We start from the raw sequence: 18,002 nt of genomic DNA on the forward strand, positions 1-18,002 counted from the left end.
GCAGAAAAAACTGTGGACACACATGCTGCGCTCTCGACCATCGACAATCTATGTGCGCTTAAATTCGCGCTTACGGTCGGCCACGCTCGGCAGCAAATGATGTGCATAGCGTTCGATCGGGAAATCGAACGTTCCGCGCAGATTGATACTTTCAAGATGCGTGGGCGCGATGTGCCGCAAGTCGTCCGCCTGAACGGTCTCTCTACTCGTCGCCTCTATCTGGTCGACCGCGCGCTGCATGTGGATCGTGTTCCATGCCATCACGGCATTGGAGAGCAGCGCCAGTGCTGAGGACACCGCTGCGAGCGAGTCATTGTGCCTGGTCAGTTCTAGCGGAATCTTGCCGATGTGGATCGCCCGCTGTACGGTATGGACAGCTTCGCCACGATTGAGCACATGCTGCAACTCGGCGCGGAACGCTGAATTGGTGAAGTAATCGATCAGGTATATGGTCCGGAATAACCGTCCGATATGCGTGCCGCCATCGTATACCGGCTGTCCGCGTGCGGCTGAACCGAAGCGCGATAACGCCTGGACGGCGGTGCATTGGCCCGTCTGCACTGAAGCGGCGACTCGGACAAGCTCGTCCCAGATGCTCTCGATCAAGTTCATCCTGACATCGCGATCGGTAACGGCAATCAGTTCCGCAGGGACGGTATGGTGCTGCGGAACATGCAAACGCCGGTCGCGAAGATGCGAGAGCCGCGGGCACAGGTCAAAACCCAGGATGCGTGCGAGACCCATTGCGTAGTCTGTAAATCCATGTGTATCGACGGCAAGCTGGGCAACATCGTCGGCACTGCTTTGACGTATCACACCTTCGATCGCTGCCCCGGCCTGCCGCTCATTGAGGATAATGGGTTGATCGTAGAAGATGCCCCGGCGATCGCGGACATGCGTGTACATGCCGATCGATTTAGTGCGTCGACGCGGGTCTACCCGCGCTTGCCACACTGTACGAGCCGTTTCCAGCGACATCATGTCCGACGATGCCAGGTTGGCGCGCCCCCAATGTGCGGCGATTGGATCCTGTCCCAGCGCCACCATCGGGCAGCCCTGCTCGACCGGCTTCTTGGCGAAGTAATACGAAATCAGGCGTTTCAATGCGCCCGCAACCGGATGCCGCGCTGACATCGCCTTCGCTTTCCAGTTCTGCACGGAGCGCGCGAAGCCAGATGAGCAGGCCTCAGCAATCAAGGCGTCTTTCGATTCGAAGTGGTTGTAGAACCCGCCTTGCGTCATTCCCACTGCCGCCATGATCTCAGCGATGCTCACAGCGGCTACGCCACCGCCGCGCACGGCTGCGTCTGCCTGCTCCACGATGCGCTGCCGGTTTTGTTCCGCCTGCTTCCGGTTTGAACGTCCCATTGGAACATCTCCTGTTACGTCGAAGAGCTGACAAACCCCAGTTGGCCGCCTGACGGCGTTAAATGTTGATCGACCACTATTTTAGCGGCCATGCTCCGATATGTTGTGCCAAAAGGGCCGATAGTCGAAAAGATCAATTCGCACCTTGCGAGGCCGCGTGACTCGCGCATAGAATAGATTATGTTCAACCTTTATTTTACGCGAGCGACGCGCCGTCGTGATCGGCGAAGCGTCCTGAGTCGACAAGGAGTCTTCAATGGCCACTTACGAACCTCAAATCACTGCCGTGCTGTGCGTGGATCTGTACAACGATTTCCTGAGCGAGGGAGGCAAGCTTTTCCCCTGGGTCAAGGACATCGCGCGCGAGAACAACATGCACGACAACCTTCGCTCCATCGTGCGGACTGCGCGCGAAGTGGGGATAGCGATCTTTCACGTTCCGCATCACCGTTGGGAGTCGGGCGACTACGTGAACTGGAAGTACCCGTCACCCTATCAACTGGGTGCGGCCGAACGGCAGGCGTTTGCGAAAGACACGTGGGGCGGTACGTTCCATGACGATTTTCAGGTGCAGCCCGGCGACATTGTTGCAACTGAACATTGGGCTTCGAGCGGTTTCCCGAATACGGATCTCGACCATCAGCTCAAACGTCACGGCAAGGAGAAGATCATTCTGATCGGCCTTCTCGCGAACACCTGCCTCGAGGCGACGGGACGCATCGGCATGGAGTTGGGCTATCACGTCACGCTGGTGCGTGATGCAACGTCCGCGCGGTCGCACGAAGCGTTGCACGCCGCGATGAATATCGACGGTCCGACCTACGCACACGAGATTCTCACCACCGCCGAACTCGTTGAGGCTATGAAGGGGTAATCGTACTTTTCATGCCGAATCTGGCGGCAGAAGGGCGCCGATGCTCCCCCAGCGAGGGTTTGCGACCCGGTGAATGGCGCGTGATCGGGAGTCATCGCAAGGTATTGATCTGTCGGCAATTTTTCATGCAAACCGCCAGAATTTGCATGAAAAGTACGATTACACCAAAACATGACAGGTCGACGTGCCGATGGCGTGGCCAAACCCCAAAACCCACGAAGTGCACTACCGGTACTTGGCGATGCGCTCCTTCTTGTCTTCGTAGGCTTTGATCGGCTCGGGCAGCGTCCAATTCCGGCATCGACACGTCGAACTGGACTGCGAGCCTGCTGACATCCACAGAAAAGTCCCGGAGAGTGGCGCACATCGGATCGATCTGCGCGTCGCGAATGGAGGCAATCTGATCGAGCTGTTCGCGAACCGTCCTGGCGATTCCGAGCGCAACCTCCGTCGCAGCATCCTAATTCGCGACGGCAGACAGACCCGCTTTCGCGATGGCGGCTGCCCACCACTGATCCTTTCCACGCGAAAAGTGGCCAACGTCGATGATTGGGACCGAGAGACTCTTTTGCAGAATGTGCGAAACAGTATCCGTGCCGTGCACGACAATGATCGCCGGCTTGATCGCGTCGAGCAGGAAATCGAACCTTGCTGTGAACCGCCTCTGTCAAAAATTGCCCCCACTTGCAGGCCTACCCTTGATGTCGTCGCGTTGCTAGGTGCATGGTCGGACAGCCTGACGGGTGGGCGTGCGCCAGGGAATTTACCAAGTTTTCGCGAAATGACGGCGTGCGCCGCTATAGGCGGGCCAGTTCTGCGACGAGCGGCCACGCGACATCAAGTCCGACTGTTCGGTAGCGCGGCGCGGCCATCCGTCTGGGCGCGGCTCAAAGCTCGTCGGCCGGATCGGCGATGTCCAGCTTGAATTGCCAGCCTTCGAACGCCATCAGCATCCGGCCGAAGTCGTCCCACCTGATTTCTTTTCCGTCGACAACAACGACAGGCATATTCTCGATCCCAGACATATCCGATGAGATTCTCCCTTGCACGGTTTGATCGCTGATTCGCAGTCGATGGTTTTCGGTGCCGAGAAATCGGACCGACAGAGCTCACCTCAACTTTTCGACCAGACGGCCAAGCAATGTCAGCACATCATCGTCAGGTTCGCCCACGGTCCGGAATTCGTACCCGGCACGGACGTCTTCGCGAAGTTCGAAAGCGTCGAGAACGATCATGTTTGGGCCAAGCAAACGCATCTGGAAATGAAACCGATGGGAGTCGCCTGCGGAATCGACCATGTCGATCGGTTCCAGGCGCACGTTTTCGAGATCGGTCATGCCATATCGCCGTGCTACCTCGACATTGAAGCATTGGGTGCAGAGCAGTCGGTGTCCGGTTTCCATGGAGCCGTAATGGATCGCATCGTAAGCTGCCATGGGCTGTGCGCACTGCTCGCATCTTTCCTGAGTCATGCAGATTCCTCCCGCCGACGAACCGGCTTTCCAGGGTCGGGCATGGGTACGTACGCAATGCAATTTACAAGGTTGATGACCACCAGCATGACATACCTGTCACTGTCTTCCGGGACAATCCCTCTCAGCCAATTTGCGGTTTCTGACCATACATAGGCACACAGATTCTTCTCGGGATGGTTCTCGACATACTGCTGCATCAGTCGATCTCGTCGTGAGGGACTCAGGTCTTCGCCAAGCCGGACGGTGGTCGTGTAAAGCTGCAATTGCAGCTCCTGGTCGTCCTCCGTGATTACGGGCCATGCGAGACCGGATTCTTTCATCGCCACAAAACATACGATGAGCAGTTCGATGGCGAACTCCATTTTCTCCATGGAAACGCCAGAATTTCTGGAGAGCGAGGACAGAGCCGAGCATGTGAGGTTGGACATGGAATATCTCGTCAGACGGGGTGCGCGAAGAGAACGGAAGCGTCACGGACTGTCACGGAAGATTGAGTCCGCGAGGCCTCATTGACAGGCGGTTGCGGCGCCGCACCGCTCCTATCTTCCGCACCCGATCCCGTTACCCTGGCTTATGCCGGTGACCCCGTGCATCGGTTGCGGAAACTGCATACCGCACTTACCCGATGATCTCGCCGCTCCACCGGTCACGGTCGCGCCAGAACGGACACAGCGGACAGGCTTCGCCTTCGGGATAGTCGATGCCTTCCTCATGCGGACACCCGAAGATGCGATCGACGGTTGCGACCGATCGGGCACCGTGCTGTTCGATGAAGCGCACGACTGCTTCGCTGATTCCCGGATCGATCCTCGCATCGGAGGTTTCACAGAACCATCGCTCAACGGGATCGGCCTCCGCATCTTCGTGCGCGACGATGCCGACCGACACCTTCGTCGCCCGCGTGTCGTCGGGCCCATAGAAAGCAACCGTTGCCACAGGGTAGCCACAAAAACCCTTGAGCGCTTTTTTCGCGAGCCTATCGCGGTACCACTGTGCCTTCAATGTCATGTCACCTCCGCGCTCGCCCGACTGCACAATGCGACAACCGCGCTAGCGATGATCCCGGTCGCTGATCGCGTCACGCTCGCCGGTGCCGCACGTCATCGCGCTCAGAAAAGTTGCCCTTCAAGACGGACCAGATTAGCCCACTTCACGGTGCTCCGGAAGGTGCGGCCGTCCTCGTCGACCGACTCGATGATCACGCGCTGGCCGCTCGCTTCGGCGATCACGCGCACGGTGCGCTCGCCATAGCGCAGCAGCACGCCGATCGGCGGACAGACCGGGGCCTTGCGCCCGGTGCGCCCGGTTTGCCCTTTCCGCGGGCGGGTCTTCTGGTCCATCGCGCCTACCCCCGCTTCCGGCGTATCGCCGGTTTGGCCGCCGTCGCCGGTGCCGACGCTGTCTTGCGCGACGGACCCGGAGGACGGGACGGGCGTGTGACTGCCGGGCGTGCCGGGGCGGCCTTCGCGCGATCGGGTCGCGCCTCGTTCATGCGCGCCTCGCGCAACGCCGCCAGTTGTTGCTGCAGCGCCTCATTCGTAGCCTGTGCGGCATCCAGCCGCCCCTGCAGCACGCCTGCCTGGTGGCGCGCGTCACCGAGCTGCGCCTGCAATGCCTCGACCGCGCGGCGATGGTCCGCCTCGCGCCGGTCGGCGCGCTTTGTCGTCTCGTCAACTTCCTTCTGCAGCCTCGCGAGCGCGCCGCGCTCGCGATCGATCTCGAGCAATGCCCGCTTTTCGGTGGCGCGCAGGCGCTCTTCGGCCCGCTCCGCCGTCTCGCGCAGCTTGTCGAGATCCCGCGAGAAGCCTTCGCGTACGGTCGCCAGTTCACGGTCGCGTGCTGCCGCTTCGGCCTTCAGCCGGTTGACCTCGGCTTCGAGCGCCTGCCGTGCCGCGTGCCCCTCGGCCTGCGCCTTCTCGAGTTCGCGGACCTCCACCTGGGCGGCAAGCAGCGCCGCGGTGCGCTGCTCGAGCGCCGTCTCGGTGCGGCCCAACTCGCCGCGGGCCGCGGCAACGCGCTGCTCCGCTGCCGAGCGCTCACCCTCCACTTCCGTGCGCAGCGCGTCGAGCTCCGCCCGCGCCGAGGCCGTGGCACGCGTCCACAGCGTGGCGACCAGTTCCCCGGCCGCGTCCCGCAAGTCCGCCGGCAAATCTGGATGGTCGATGCGCACGCGGCTCTTCTCGCGCAGTTCCGCCCAGAACTCGCCGAGCACCGCCGCGGGTGTGCCCATGCTGCCGCGCCTGACCAGCTGGTACAGACGGTTCGCGGTCGGCGTCTGGCCGAAGCGGAAGAACAGCAGTGCACAGACTTCGCGGTACAGCTCGCGCGTTTTCGGGAACTCGGCCTTGAGCCGCTCGATCTCGGCCGCAAGACGGGTGTCATCGGACGGGACATTGGACGAAACAACGTGCAGATCGTCGGACATGGAGGCGGAAGATCGTTTCAGTCAGTTAATAATACAACGTAAAACGCTATATATCTAACCTTAAAGACCGGTAATTTGACATTAATCCTATAATGTTGAAATTCTATAGCTGGAGCGCGACAATTGCCGCCTGCCCCCCCGAGTTCGGTTCTTCCGCGGCAGTGCTTGTGTAGCGTGACGTTACACAATACAATACGCCATGATCAAAACGTTCCTGCACAAAGGCCTGCGCGACTTCTTTGAAAAGGGCAGCAAGGCGGGCATCCAGCCGCATCATGCTGCCAGGCTTGCGCGCCAGCTACGGCAACTCGACGACGCGTCGGGCCCCGACGACATGAACGTGCCTGGTTGGAGGCTGCATCCGCTGCACGACGATCTGGAGGGCCATTTTTCGGTGTGGGTCAATGGCAACTGGCGACTGACCTTTCGCTTCGAAGGCACAGATGCTGTACTGGTCAACTACCACGACTATCATTAGGAGTCTTTCATGAGTCGTATGTTCAATCCGCCGCACCCCGGCGCGACGCTGCGCGAGGACGTGCTACCAGCGCTCGGCCTGACCGTCACGCAGGCCGCGCAGCAACTCGGCGTCACGCGTTCCGCACTCTCGCGCGTGCTCAATGAGCACGCCGCAATTTCCCCCGAAATGGCGCTGCGTATCGAGGCGTGGCTGGGTGTCGCGCGCGGCGGCCGGGCCGATGTATGGATGGCCGGTCAGGCCGCCTATGACCTCTGGCAGGCGCGCCAGAAAGGTACGCCTCACGTCCAGCACGCGCCGGCCGAAGCAGGCGTTTCTGCGTGATCATTAAAGAAGACAGACATTGCGCATGCCGGCGATACAGCACTGCCTGAGAGTGGTCAAAGTCATCGACCGCCGTGTCCGACCGCTCGCGGATAAGTGGGATGGCTCGCCGGACGTTGATCGATCGTAGGGAGGCTGAGCAAGGTCCGTGACCTTGTTCAGCCCCTCGCGGCGCGCCCCGCAACGCCAGACCAGACATCATGAAAACAGCCCTGATCGCCCCGCGGCCCCTTGACGTGCTCGAACTGCCCGCCGATCTGGATGGCCGTGATGGCACCAACCGGGCGCACGGACACTCGCAGATCTCCGCTCGCGACGACCTCCATGCGGTGCGCGCATGGCTCGCCCGCGTCGCCGACAAGAAGACCACTTTCGAGAACTACCGAAAGGAAGCCGAGCGTCTCCTGCTGTGGGCGATCGTCCAGCTGGGCAAGCCGCTCTCGTCGCTCACGCACGAGGACCTGCTGATGTTCCGGCAATTTCTGAAGGACCCACAGCCGCACTCCCGCTGGGTCGCCGACGGCGGTCGCAAGTACCCGCGCCATGACCCGCGCTGGCGACCGTTCTACAAGACGCTCCGGCCAAGCAGCCAGTATCAGGCGATGGTGATCCTCAACGTGCTGTTTGCGTGGCTGGTCGAAGCCGGCTACTTGGCGGGCAACCCGCTGTCGCGCCAGCGCACCCGCCGAGCGAAGCCGCGCATTACCCGCTATCTCGAGCGCGAGCTGTGGCAGGAAGTGAAGGTCTATATCGACAGTCTGCCCAAGGACACGCCTCGCGAGCGCGAGCGCTACCTGCGGGCGCGCTGGCTGTTCACCCTCTTCTACCTGGGTGGCCTGCGGATCTCGGAAGTGAGCGGCAACACGATGGGCCGCTTCTTTTGCCGGCGCGATGCCGACGGCCACGAGCGCTGGTGGCTCGAAGTGCTCGGCAAGGGCGACAAGGAAGGGCTCGTGCCGGCGTCGGCGGAAATGATGGTCGAACTCGGACGCTACCGGCGCGAACGGGGTCTGTCCGCACTGCCCTCGCGGCACGAGGACACGCCGCTCGTGCTGCCGCTGGGCAAATCCATGAAGCCGCTCACGCGCGCCGCGCTGCACACGATCGTCAAGGGCATCTTTGCCGGCGCGGCCGGGCGGCTTCGCCTGCGCGGTGAAGGGTTCGCGGGACAGGCGGCGTTGCTCGAGCAGGCCTCCGCGCACTGGTTACGCCACACCGCAGGTTCGCACATGGCCGACGGCAGCGTCGATCTGCGCACCGTGCGCGACAACCTGCGTCACGCATCGCTCACGAGCACCAATCCGTACCTGCACACGTCCGACGAGCAACGGCACCGCGAAACCGAAGAAAAACACCGCATCGACTGGTAGCCCCTCTGCCGGCGTCGATCGCCGCCTTACGCCTCTCGCGGCGTTCCGCTCGTCGCAGCACGTTCCGCCCGACGATGACGGCATCCGGCAGTGTGCGAAACAGGAGGTTCGATCGACATGCTGCTGCCGTCGCGCTGGTGCATCACTTCGAGGCTGATGACAGGCAATCGGCTTCACCCTGTTCAGGCCGTGACGAGCTCAAACCACCACCCAGGTACTCCGGCCTTCTTGCATCCGTCAACGCAGAGCGCACGGCTCGATCGATGAGGCCACCCTATCGGGATTTCACGTTGTCGATCAGTTCGATTAGCGGCTCAACACCGGCCGGAGTCAATGCGGTCAACGATTCGTCATCGCTCTCCCCGCGCACCGTCAGGCAACCATCCTCCGGGTCAAGCTGCATAGCCAGATAAGGCAACCCGCGAGGCCGTGGAACAGGCATCGCAGTCTATGCATCACGTCCATCCATGCCCCCATCCATGAAGTAGGCGACCGGTGCCCCGGTTCCTGCCGGCTGGTTTTTGGCGAAGCTGGGTTTGGATCAATGCGCGGCTGACGGTTAGTTGCACACAATACGCTATGGCGCTCGTTGAATTTGCGCAGCGGCAGCGATATGCTTCGCACCTCAGCGGCAATTACAGTCACACACACGTTACAGGCGGGACACGACACAATGCGACTGCGACGCATGACAGCACGGCGCTCATCGGTGCATGGCAAGGGACTTTTCGCATTGCAGCCGATCGCAGCAGGCGATCGGCTCATCGAGTACAAGGGTAAAGTGACCAGCTGGCGACGCGCCGCCGCCCGTCAACGATCCGACGTTGGTCACACGTTTGCGTTTGGCCTGTCCAACGGACGCGTGATTGACGGTAGCCGTGGTGGCAACAGTGCCCGCTTTCTGAATCACGCGTGTTCGCCCAACTGCGAGGCAATTGAAGTGGGCGACCGGGTGTTCATCCATGCACTCGCCGCCATCAAGCCCGGCGACGAGCTTTTCATCGACTACGGCCTCGCGGTCGACGGCGAGATCACTGACGATATTCGCGCTCAGTACGCGTGTCGTTGCGGCGCTTCAAACTGTCGCCGATCAATGCTGCGCAACGCAGAGTGATGAATTTGAGACCACGCATCGTTCTATTGTGATAAGGCAGAGGATTTTTAGCGAAGCGCAGACGGCGCAACTGGCCCGCATTGGCACGACGTACGGGTCGTCTGCGCTTCGCTAAAAATTCTTTGAGCTAAACCGGTCCGCTGACGGTTGCGGCTATGGGCGTTGAATCGAGGTGCCTGCGTACGATGTTCTCGACGACAGTACTTGCAGCGCCCGGGATGAACGGTTCGGGGCCAGGTTTGTGGAAGGAATACCCGCACGACGTATGTGATGAACAGACGACGCGGGGTGCCTCAGGCGGTGGTGGGCGACGTGTGGCCGAGCGTGTCCAGCAGCGCCGGCGGGATGCGCTGGAACCGGTGTTGCAGGTGAGCGGATCGGGATTCATCGGGGATTCACCGGTGGCGCGCGCGGCGGCGCACTGGGCAACAGGCGGTCGATGCACAGCATGCGCCCGCGTGAGCAGACAGGACAGTCGTGGAGCGAGCGGCCTGTGAGTTTCGCGTAACGGTCGCGATAGTCAGGTTCGGGCGCGCTGCAGGTTTCCCTGATGAGCTCGACATTGAGCAGATGACGGCATACGGTCAGCCGGGGCTCACGCAGGCGATTGCTGAGCAGCCCGTAGTGACGGATACGTTGTAGCCCGCGCGGCAACACATGCAGCAGGAAGCGCCGGATGAATTCGTGGGCGTCCAGGTGCATCACGCGCGGCCTACCCGGATGACGATAGTCCTTCCAGCGGAACGTGACGTGCTCGCCGCTCAGGCCGACGAGGCGGTTGTTGGAGATCGCGACGCGGTGTGTGTAGCGGCCGAGATAGTCGAGAACCTGCTGCGGGCCGCCGAACGGCTCCTTTGCATAGACCACCCACTCGGTCTGCCGCGAACCGGCCAAGTAGCGAGCAAATTCGCGTCGTTCGGCTAGGTGTGCGAGCGAGGAGAAGAACCGCAACTCGCCCACGTCGAAGGCATGCTGCAACCGTTCGAGGAACAGTCGCCGGAACAGACGCGAAAGCACCCGCACGGGCAGGAAGAAACCGGGCCTGCAGGCTACCCAGCGGTTGCCGTCGGGAGTGAGGCCACCGCCCGGGACCACGCAGTGCAGATGGGGATGATGCACAAGATTCTGCCCCCACGTGTGCAGGATCGCGATGAAACCGATCGTTGCACCGAGATGGCGTGGCTCGGCCGCGATCGTGTGCAGCGTTTCGGCCGTGGCCTGGAACAGAATGTCGTAGACCACCCGCTTGTTCTGGAAGGCGATCGACGCGATCTGTTCGGGGATGGTGAAGACAACGTGGAAGTACGGCACGGGCAGCAGGTCGGCCTGGCGGTCCTCGATCCATTGTGCGCGGGCAAGCGACTGGCACTTCGGACAATGCCGGTTGCCGCAGGTAATGGAGTGCGCCCCATTACCTGCGTTATGGGGAGTTCTGGCTAACAGAGAGTTCGAGACGATGTTCGGCGCGACTCCGACCGAACACTGCTAGTCTGCTGCCGCACGAGACGCATTTCCCCTCCCCATTAAATCGCGCTCCTCCGTTGCTATCGTGGTCTGGCTTCCACGAGCAATCATCACAGGAGGACGTGATGCTAGACACATACCTGGTGGCGCCCAAGACATTGAGGCGCCTGCGTACGGGACCGGCCAGCGCTTTTATTGACGGCTTTGCCGATGCGCTCAATCGGGATGGATACTCAGCGGCCAGCGTCGTGCGGTACATACGGGCCGCGGATCATCTGGGCCGCTTCATGCTGATGAGTGGCAACCCCCTGACCGAGGTGGGGCCACAGACTTTGGAAGTCTTCCGTCGACATCTTCCAATGTGCAACTGCCCGGATGCAAAGGGAGGTACGGCAAACCACCACGTCTACTTCGGCGCGAAGCGCTTTCTTGAATACCTGATGGGGATCGGTGTCTGTGAAGCCCGGAATCCTTCCCCTGCCACGATTTGCGAACCCGCCATCGTGAGCGGTTTCCGGCAGTGGATGCGAAAGCACCGGGGTGCTAAGCCGGCGACACTTCGGCTGTACTGTCGCGATGTCACGGTAATGCTTGAGTCGCTTGGGCATGATGTCAGTGGATGGGATCCGAAGGGCGTGCGCACGTTCCTCCTGGATAGTGCTCGCAAGTGCGGCGTCAGTACGGCCGAAAAGCGGGTCACCAGTGTGCGGGCCTTCCTGCGTTATCTGGGTGTTCACGGCCTGTGTCGGGCCGGTCTCGATCAAGCGGTCCCCACCCTGGCGCATTGGCGCCTGTCGACATTCCCGCAGTGTCTTGCAACTGACGACGTTGACCGTCTGATTGCCGCTTGCGATGGCCATTCACTTCGAACCCTTCGCGACCGCGCGATCGTTCTGTTGCTTGTGCGACTCGGGGTGCGTGCGGGCGACCTCGCAAACCTTCGCATGAAAGACATCGAGTGGGAAACCGGGACGCTGCGGGTCTCAGGTAAGGGCCGTTATGAAGTTCGACTCCCGCTGCCGCAGGACGCCGGTGAGGCACTCCTGCGCTATCTCGAATCCCGACCTCGAGTGACCGGAGATGACCGCGTCTTCGTACGCAACATTGCTCCGTTCAGACCGCTTGTTTCAGGCGATGGTATCTCGTCGGTAGTGAAACGCGCGCTCAAACGGGCCAAGGTGAGCTCACCCGCCAAGGGTGCACATCTGCTGCGACACACAGCGGCGACTGAGATGTTGCGTCACGGTCTTCCCCTCGACCAGATTGGCATGGTCCTCAGGCATCGCGGCATCGACACCACAGCCTATTACGCCAAGGTTGACTTTGCGCTGCTCAGGCGAATCGCACAGCCGTGGCCGGAGGTGAAGAAATGATGCCCGCCGTGGAGTCCTATCTCGCTGCGCGTCGTGCCGCGGGATTCAAGCTGTCGAACGCGGAATACCTGCTGCGCAGCTTCGCACGCTTTGCCGTCAATCGTGGTGAAATGCACGTCCGCGCGCAGACCGCGATCGACTGGGCAGCCGAGGCTGCGTCGGTAGCCCAGCGTGACGCGCGGTTGAGGACCGTATGCCGGTTCGCCCGGTATCTGTCCATCGAGGATCAGAACCATGAGCTGCCGCCGGTACGGTACTTTGCCTGCCGAAAGACTCGGCGGACTCCGTACATTTACACACGGACCGACATCGAACGCCTGATCGACGCTGCCCTGAAACTCGGGCCCTCCAATGCACTGCAACCACACACATATGCTGCGTTGATCGCGCTGCTGTCCGCCACGGGTCTACGCGTCTCGGAAGCCCTGAACCTGCGGTTTGCCGACATTACGCCCGATGCACTCGTCATTCGAAAAAGCAAATTCCAGAAGAGCCGTCTGGTTCCTCTGCACGATACGGCGACGAAGGGTCTGCATAAGTATCTGACGCTGCGGCGACTGGCACATCCGGACGATGATCATGCGTTTGTTGATGACGACGGCCACCCACTCAGGTACACGATTGTTTACTGGATGTTCCGGAAGCTGCTGAAGTTCGCCGGCATAGGCCCGCAGCCAACGGCCGCAGCCCTCGTTTGCATGAGCTCAGGCATACGTTCGCCATTCGTGCACTCGAGGCGAGCCCTGAGGGGCGGGACCGCGTCGGGCAGCACATGCTGGCCCTCGCGACGTACCTGGGGCACGCTAACATCAATGCCACCTACTGGTATCTCGAGGCCACTCCGGAGCTCCTGCGTGATATAGCGGTCGCCGCTGAAGGTTTCCTCGTCGGAGAGCAGAAATGATACCGCTCGCACCCCACGTTGTGGCATTCCTTCGCCAGAACCTCGCACATCAGAGAGGCGCCAGTCAGCACACTTGCGATTCCTATGCCTGCAGCTTCCAGCTCCTGTTCGAGTATGCCGCTGAACGACTCAAGGTGACACCATCGGCGCTTGCGCTGGAGCAGCTTGACGCTGAAATGATCTGTGCGTTCCTGGAGTATCTTGAAGACGAACGGAATAACTCGCCTGAGACCCGCAATGTACGACTGGCCGCAATCAGGTCCTTCTTCCACTTCCTCGAACATCGCGAGCCCGTCGTGCTCGAGCAGGTGCGGCGCGTCCTCGGCATTCCATACAAGAAGACTGATTCGCGCCTGGTACCGTATCTGTTAGAAAGGGAAGTCCGGGCCCTGCTTGATGCGCCAGACCCGACAACACGTGAGGGAATCCGGGATCGGGCAATGCTGCATCTGGCTATCTGCGGTGGGCTGCGCGTTTCAGAGTTGACGGGATTGCAGATGACAGATGTTGCATTGCCGTCGATGAGCATCCGCATTCACGGCAAGGGGCGGCGTGAGCGTACGCTTCCCCTCTGGAAGGTGACCGCCAATGCGTTGCGTGCGTGGATGGCGGTACGGGGAACGGCTCGCGTACCGGAGTTGTTCGTCAATGTTCGGGGTGAAGCGATGAGCCGCTGGGGCTTTGCGTACGTCCTCAAACATCATGCTGAGGCGGCGAGCCAGAAGTGCCCTTCGTTGTTACAGAAACGTGTTTCGCCGCATGTCTTGAGGCATACGTGCGCAATGATAGTACTGCAGAGCACGAACGATATCCGAAAAGTGTCTCTGTGGCTCGGACATAGCGATTTGGCTACTACCGAAATCTATACTCGCGCCGATCCTACCGAGAAGCTTGAAGCACTGAACGCAATCGTTCCCCCGGAACTGCGCAGGGGTTCGTTCAGACCGTCCGACAAGGTCATCGCCATGCTCAGGGCAAAGCTTTAATGGAGAGTTGCAGGAGCGCGGGTTCCACAGTCCGCGCTCGCTTGACACATCTACTCCCCATACGAAACGACTCCCCATAACGCAGGAGTTATAGGCGATGCGCTGATGTCCGCAGGTGTCGCACTGCTCGACGTGGCCACCCAGTGCTGCTGTACGACATTGCTCGATCGCGGCCATGACGCGACGCTGCTCGCGGCTGAGCGAGTCGGCATGCACTTCACGATAGGCTGGCCCGTGGCGACGCAGAACGTCCGCCAGTTCTAGCGCGGCGCGCACGATCGCACTCAGCCATTGGTGGGCGGTGGCTCGGGGTAGATCGACGTAGGAGATTGTTGAGGCAGTCGGTCGAACGGACTGGTCGTCGCGCAGATGGTGCTGGTTGCGACCTTCAGATAGCGCGAGGTGGTGGCGAGGCTGCGATGACCGAGCAGCAACTGGATAGTGCGCACATCGGTACCGGATTCGAGCAGGTGCGTCGCGAACGCGTGACGCAAGGCATGTGGCGTGATGGGCTTGCTGATCCCGGATCGGCGACGTGCCTGCTGGCACGCCAGTCGTATCGTTGCCGGGTCGATGGGCTGCTCAGGAAACCGCCCCGGAAACAGCCAGTTCTGTGGCTGGCCGATACGCCAGTAGCTGCGCAGGATCTCCAGCAGTCGCGGCGAAAGCATGACGTAGCGGTCGATGTCGCCCTTGCCCTGTTCGACACGCAGTACCATGCGCTGGCTGTCGATGTCGCTGACCTTCAGGCGGGTGGCCTCCGAGATGCGCAGGCCAGCCGCGTACGCCACCATCAGCACGCTGCGATGCTTGACACTTCTGATCGATTCGAGAAACCGCGTCACCTCGTCGGGGCTGAGGATGACTGGCAGCTTGCGAGGTACCCTCGACATGGGGATCTCATCGATCGACCAGTCGCGTTTGAGCGTGATGGTGTACAGAAAACGCAGCGCCGCGGTGGCTACGACCAGCGTGCTTCGGGAACGCCGTTGGACCTCGACGAGATGCAACTGGTATGCGCGGATCTCCTCCGGGCCCAGCAGTGCAGGCGAGCGGCCGAAGTACTGGGCGAAATTACTCACCTGCTGCAGGTACGTGCGCTGGGTGTTGGCCGCGAGGTTGCGCACGCGCATATCCTCGATCATGCGTCGACGTAATGCCGTCATGGCTGACTCCTTGGAAAGGACGAGGCAGAAACTGCACTGCCATCGTCGCATTCGAAGGAATGCGCACCGCAAACCGCGCCGTAGCCGACACGACCGGCCAACCACTTGCTACCGCGTCAGCGGTTTAGTTCAATCGGCCTTATGCGAAGCTTTCCATAAGGCCGACAAACGGCCTTCGCCGCCGTACAATCGGCGTTGCGATTATGCCGTCACCGTGGCCCCATCCTTTCGGGCAAATCAACGTCGGCAACTAGCAGCATTTCGTCGGCGGCGAGGGCAATTTACTAACATGTGAGAAAGGTGCCAGGACGCCTCCCCAAACCTTTTCTTGGCCCGCGGCAATTGCGCGGTGCAGCAGGATCAGTCTCCGGAGAACGATATGTCCAATAATCTGCTGCGGCAATGGGACTCTTCTACTCTCCGCAATGACAGCCGGGCATGGTTTGTCACCTAGTGGCCAGGCATATGTGCAGTCGTGCCCGAAGCAGAAATGCTGTTCGTGCTCGAGATTCCCCGATCGCGATGCCTGTGCATTCAACTGGTCGCCGATTCCACGCACGGATGGGAGCACCAGATGCTATGCAATCTTGCAGCAGCAAACTCGTCGCCAGATGCGTTGATCACCGATAACTCGCGGTTGCAGCACGTACTGGTAACTGCGCGCGCCAATTTTCAGAAGCCGGCTACGGCGTATCTGGATAAAGCAATCACCCTCATGCCCGCAATCCATCAATGCATCCTCTCGCTGAAGGAGCTCTTCAACCAGCAGACGTTCAAGGCGCAATCAGCTATCAGCCAACTCAACGAGGCACTCGAATCGTGGCGTGTCGGGTATAACCGACGTGACGGTGCCGGCACCATCTGAAATCAACGCTCCGAGCAGTCCGCCTGTCGCGGAACACCTACAGGGATGAACCATCGAGCCAGGCTCTCCGCATGAGTCGCAACCATGTGAACGGATTGCGGTGATAAGGAGCGAATTATCACCGCTATCGCTTCCGGTACCCAACGCTCCCCATGCGGGAACTAATTTGAACAAATCTCCGCCATGTATAGCCGCCCAACGTCTCGGGAAATGGTCAAAGCAGGTTAAGAAAACCGAGGCGGTTGCAAGTATCGAGACTGAAAGCGCGGCTTGGCGATGCACGTCTCGCCGGCGCGCCGCGCGATCCTGCCAGAAGGCCTTACGGCAATGTTCTCAACGTGCCCTGGAACCCTTAAGCCTCATCCGCCCCGCCCTCGCCTAACACGCTCGAAGAACTTCGCGGCGGTCGCCCCGGTCAGCGCCACCATCTGCTGTGCCTGCAGTAGGCACTATGCCGAATCGGCATAGTGCGAATGACCAATTCGGACTGTTCAATAACTGCATGAGTGCGCTAAGTTGGAAGGGCGTGTCTATGGTGGCTCACCGATTCAATCGGATGCGATACAACGATGCCGAAAAGTTCGTTCGTGTACGCACTGCTGCTTTGCCGCGTTGTATTTGTCGCCCATCGCATCGAGCATTTGGTGCATGAGCTCCGTCAACTCGACGTCAACCGCGCGTTGCCGATGTGCAACCCAGTGCTATCCGGGCTTGCGGAGCAGGTCGCCCTGTCCTTTCAGGATGCGGCACCGAAACGGCAAAAGGAATCGATCGGACCCGTATCGCCGTAGCACACCGTCAAATCAGAGCCCGTCCAGAGCATCATGCAAGATCGTTTCGAAGATATGCGGACCTTTGTGGCCGTGGTTGAACGCCGTAGTTTCGCAGCTGCCGCAATACGCGTTGGAGTAGTACGGTCGGCCGTGAGTCGTCGCATCGATGAGCTTGAGTCGCGCCTGGGCATTCAGCTCCTGAACCGGTCCACGCGAACCATCGGCGTCACAAGCGTAGGATTTGAATTCTATGAACGGGCCGTCGCCCTGCTGGCGGACCTTGATGAGGCGGAATCCGTCGCACGCAAAAAAGACAATCAGCTAGTCGGCCATCTTCGGGTCAACGCGCCCATGTCCTTCGGTACGATATGTCTCGCGCCCATCTTGGGCGAATTTTCGAAGCACTATCCGCAACTGACTATCGATCTTGTCCTGGATGACCGCCTAGTCGATATCATCGGAGAGGGATTCGATGTGGCCATCCGCGTGGCCGCGTTAAAAGACTCCAATCTGGTTGCAAGCAAGATCGCGACGGTCAATCGCACGCTTTGCGCCAGCCCGGCGTACCTTGGCGTGTTTGGACACCCCTGCTCCATCGATGAGCTCGCTGGTCACCGGGCATTGACCTATAGCAACGTCGAGGAGCGACAATTTTGGAGGCTGCAAAACGTGACGACGGGCGAGGAATCGATAGCACCCGTCCGTACCTGCATGTGGTCCAACAGCGGGGACGCGCTTCGGGAGTTGGCAATCGCGAGCTGTGGGATAACGGTCCTTCCCGATTTCATCATACGTGGCGATCTTGACGCGAAGCGACTCGTTCCTATACTGCCGGATTGCAAGAAGTGCGGTACGTCTTTGTATGCGATCTATCCGACGCGACGCAATTTATCGTCCAAAACTCGGGCATTTATCGACTTTCTGCAGTCCAATTTCGAAGATGCGGTGAATCTAGGAGACGTTCAAACGCCGCGCGCGCTGGAGACCGACAGAACTTGACGACTATGGGGGAACCCGCCCTGTCCCCCTTCTGTGCTCCGACA

At 60.5% G+C, this 18,002-nt stretch carries 17 protein-coding genes and 4 pseudogenes; 10 read left to right on the forward strand and 11 right to left on the reverse strand.

Features of this window, described 5'->3' with window-relative positions:
• Positions 1-48: 48 nt before the first annotated feature.
• A pseudogene (locus J3489_RS30050) lies at positions 49-1,032 on the reverse strand (Tn3 family transposase); the annotation flags it as partial.
• Positions 1,033-1,194: 162 nt separating this feature from the next.
• Positions 1,195-1,368: pseudogene (locus tag J3489_RS38405) on the reverse strand (TetR family transcriptional regulator); the annotation flags it as partial.
• A gap of 256 nt (positions 1,369-1,624) precedes the next feature.
• Here J3489_RS38405 and J3489_RS30055 point away from each other — a divergent pair.
• On the forward strand, positions 1,625-2,242 hold the full coding sequence (locus tag J3489_RS30055; RefSeq protein WP_207004469.1) for a cysteine hydrolase family protein: 618 nt from the start codon (positions 1,625-1,627) through the stop codon (positions 2,240-2,242).
• 887 nt (positions 2,243-3,129) lie between these two features.
• On the opposite strand, the gene J3489_RS39085 is transcribed toward J3489_RS30055, so the two are convergent.
• The 6 genes from J3489_RS39085 to J3489_RS30080 form a co-directional block, all read right to left on the reverse strand.
• Positions 3,130-3,348 (reverse strand): DUF7713 domain-containing protein, encoded by a 219-nt coding sequence (locus J3489_RS39085; protein ID WP_445267845.1) that lies wholly within the window; start codon positions 3,346-3,348, stop codon positions 3,130-3,132.
• 3 nt (positions 3,349-3,351) lie between these two features.
• Positions 3,352-3,714, reverse strand: coding sequence for a DUF7686 domain-containing protein (locus J3489_RS37975; protein WP_445267844.1), 363 nt, complete (start codon positions 3,712-3,714; stop codon positions 3,352-3,354).
• Complete coding sequence (locus J3489_RS30065; RefSeq protein WP_207004470.1) at positions 3,711-4,145, reverse strand: hypothetical protein; 435 nt, start codon at positions 4,143-4,145, stop codon at positions 3,711-3,713. The genes J3489_RS37975 and J3489_RS30065 overlap by 4 nt, the downstream gene beginning before the upstream one ends.
• A gap of 190 nt (positions 4,146-4,335) precedes the next feature.
• On the reverse strand, positions 4,336-4,725 hold the full coding sequence (locus J3489_RS30070; RefSeq protein ID WP_207004471.1) for a hypothetical protein: 390 nt from the start codon (positions 4,723-4,725) through the stop codon (positions 4,336-4,338).
• A gap of 101 nt (positions 4,726-4,826) precedes the next feature.
• The gene (locus tag J3489_RS30075) at positions 4,827-5,057 is read right to left on the reverse strand and encodes a hypothetical protein (protein ID WP_207004525.1); all 231 of its coding nucleotides are present in this window, start codon (positions 5,055-5,057) and stop codon (positions 4,827-4,829) included.
• Between the two features lie 5 nt (positions 5,058-5,062).
• Entirely contained in the window at positions 5,063-6,142 is a 1,080-nt protein-coding gene (locus tag J3489_RS30080) for a DNA-binding protein (protein ID WP_207004472.1), read from the reverse strand.
• A 199-nt stretch (positions 6,143-6,341) separates the two neighbouring features.
• Here J3489_RS30080 and J3489_RS30085 point away from each other — a divergent pair, with 199 nt between their 5' ends.
• The 4 genes from J3489_RS30085 to J3489_RS30100 all read left to right on the forward strand — a co-directional run bounded on the left by J3489_RS30085 (position 6,342) and on the right by J3489_RS30100 (position 9,428).
• Positions 6,342-6,620 carry a type II toxin-antitoxin system RelE/ParE family toxin gene (locus J3489_RS30085; protein WP_207004473.1) on the forward strand — a complete coding sequence of 93 codons (279 nt, stop codon included), beginning with the start codon at positions 6,342-6,344 and terminating at the stop codon, positions 6,618-6,620.
• Between the two features lie 9 nt (positions 6,621-6,629).
• A complete protein-coding gene (locus tag J3489_RS30090; RefSeq protein WP_207004474.1) occupies positions 6,630-6,944 on the forward strand; it encodes a HigA family addiction module antitoxin in 315 nt (104 codons plus the stop codon).
• Positions 6,945-7,144: 200 nt separating this feature from the next.
• Positions 7,145-8,314 carry a tyrosine-type recombinase/integrase gene (locus J3489_RS30095; RefSeq protein ID WP_207004475.1) on the forward strand — a complete coding sequence of 390 codons (1,170 nt, stop codon included), beginning with the start codon at positions 7,145-7,147 and terminating at the stop codon, positions 8,312-8,314.
• Between the two features lie 673 nt (positions 8,315-8,987).
• Positions 8,988-9,428, forward strand: coding sequence for an SET domain-containing protein (locus J3489_RS30100; protein ID WP_207004476.1), 441 nt, complete (start codon positions 8,988-8,990; stop codon positions 9,426-9,428).
• A gap of 384 nt (positions 9,429-9,812) precedes the next feature.
• On the opposite strand, the pseudogene J3489_RS30105 reads toward J3489_RS30100, so the two are convergent.
• A pseudogene (locus tag J3489_RS30105) lies at positions 9,813-10,823 on the reverse strand (IS91 family transposase); the annotation flags it as partial.
• A 194-nt stretch (positions 10,824-11,017) separates the two neighbouring features.
• On the opposite strand from J3489_RS30105, the gene J3489_RS30110 reads away from it, so the two are divergent.
• The 3 genes from J3489_RS30110 to J3489_RS30120 are packed head-to-tail and all read left to right on the forward strand — an operon-like array spanning position 11,018 to position 14,155.
• Positions 11,018-12,265, forward strand: a complete 1,248-nt coding sequence (locus tag J3489_RS30110; protein WP_207004477.1) for a site-specific integrase — start codon at positions 11,018-11,020, stop codon at positions 12,263-12,265.
• A complete protein-coding gene (locus J3489_RS30115; protein WP_207004478.1) occupies positions 12,262-13,128 on the forward strand; it encodes a tyrosine-type recombinase/integrase in 867 nt (288 codons plus the stop codon). Before J3489_RS30110 ends, J3489_RS30115 begins: the two co-directional genes overlap by 4 nt.
• Before the next feature lie 37 nt (positions 13,129-13,165).
• Complete coding sequence (locus tag J3489_RS30120; RefSeq protein WP_207004479.1) at positions 13,166-14,155, forward strand: tyrosine-type recombinase/integrase; 990 nt, start codon at positions 13,166-13,168, stop codon at positions 14,153-14,155.
• Between the two features lie 81 nt (positions 14,156-14,236).
• On the opposite strand, the pseudogene J3489_RS30125 reads toward J3489_RS30120, so the two are convergent.
• Positions 14,237-14,431: pseudogene (locus tag J3489_RS30125) on the reverse strand (transposase zinc-binding domain-containing protein); the annotation flags it as partial.
• Between the two features lie 8 nt (positions 14,432-14,439).
• On the reverse strand, positions 14,440-15,321 hold the full coding sequence (locus J3489_RS30130; protein ID WP_207004480.1) for a tyrosine-type recombinase/integrase: 882 nt from the start codon (positions 15,319-15,321) through the stop codon (positions 14,440-14,442).
• 475 nt (positions 15,322-15,796) lie between these two features.
• On the opposite strand from J3489_RS30130, the gene J3489_RS30135 reads away from it, so the two are divergent.
• Together J3489_RS30135 and J3489_RS30140 are read left to right on the forward strand one after the other, a co-directional pair.
• Positions 15,797-16,186 carry a hypothetical protein gene (locus J3489_RS30135; protein WP_207004481.1) on the forward strand — a complete coding sequence of 130 codons (390 nt, stop codon included), beginning with the start codon at positions 15,797-15,799 and terminating at the stop codon, positions 16,184-16,186.
• Between the two features lie 824 nt (positions 16,187-17,010).
• Positions 17,011-17,958 carry a LysR family transcriptional regulator gene (locus J3489_RS30140; protein WP_207004482.1) on the forward strand — a complete coding sequence of 316 codons (948 nt, stop codon included), beginning with the start codon at positions 17,011-17,013 and terminating at the stop codon, positions 17,956-17,958.
• The last annotated feature ends 44 nt before the right edge of the window (positions 17,959-18,002 follow it).

It is taken from the genome of Trinickia mobilis (assembly GCF_017315705.1).
GTDB classification, from domain to species: Bacteria; Pseudomonadota; Gammaproteobacteria; order Burkholderiales; family Burkholderiaceae; genus Trinickia_A; species Trinickia_A mobilis.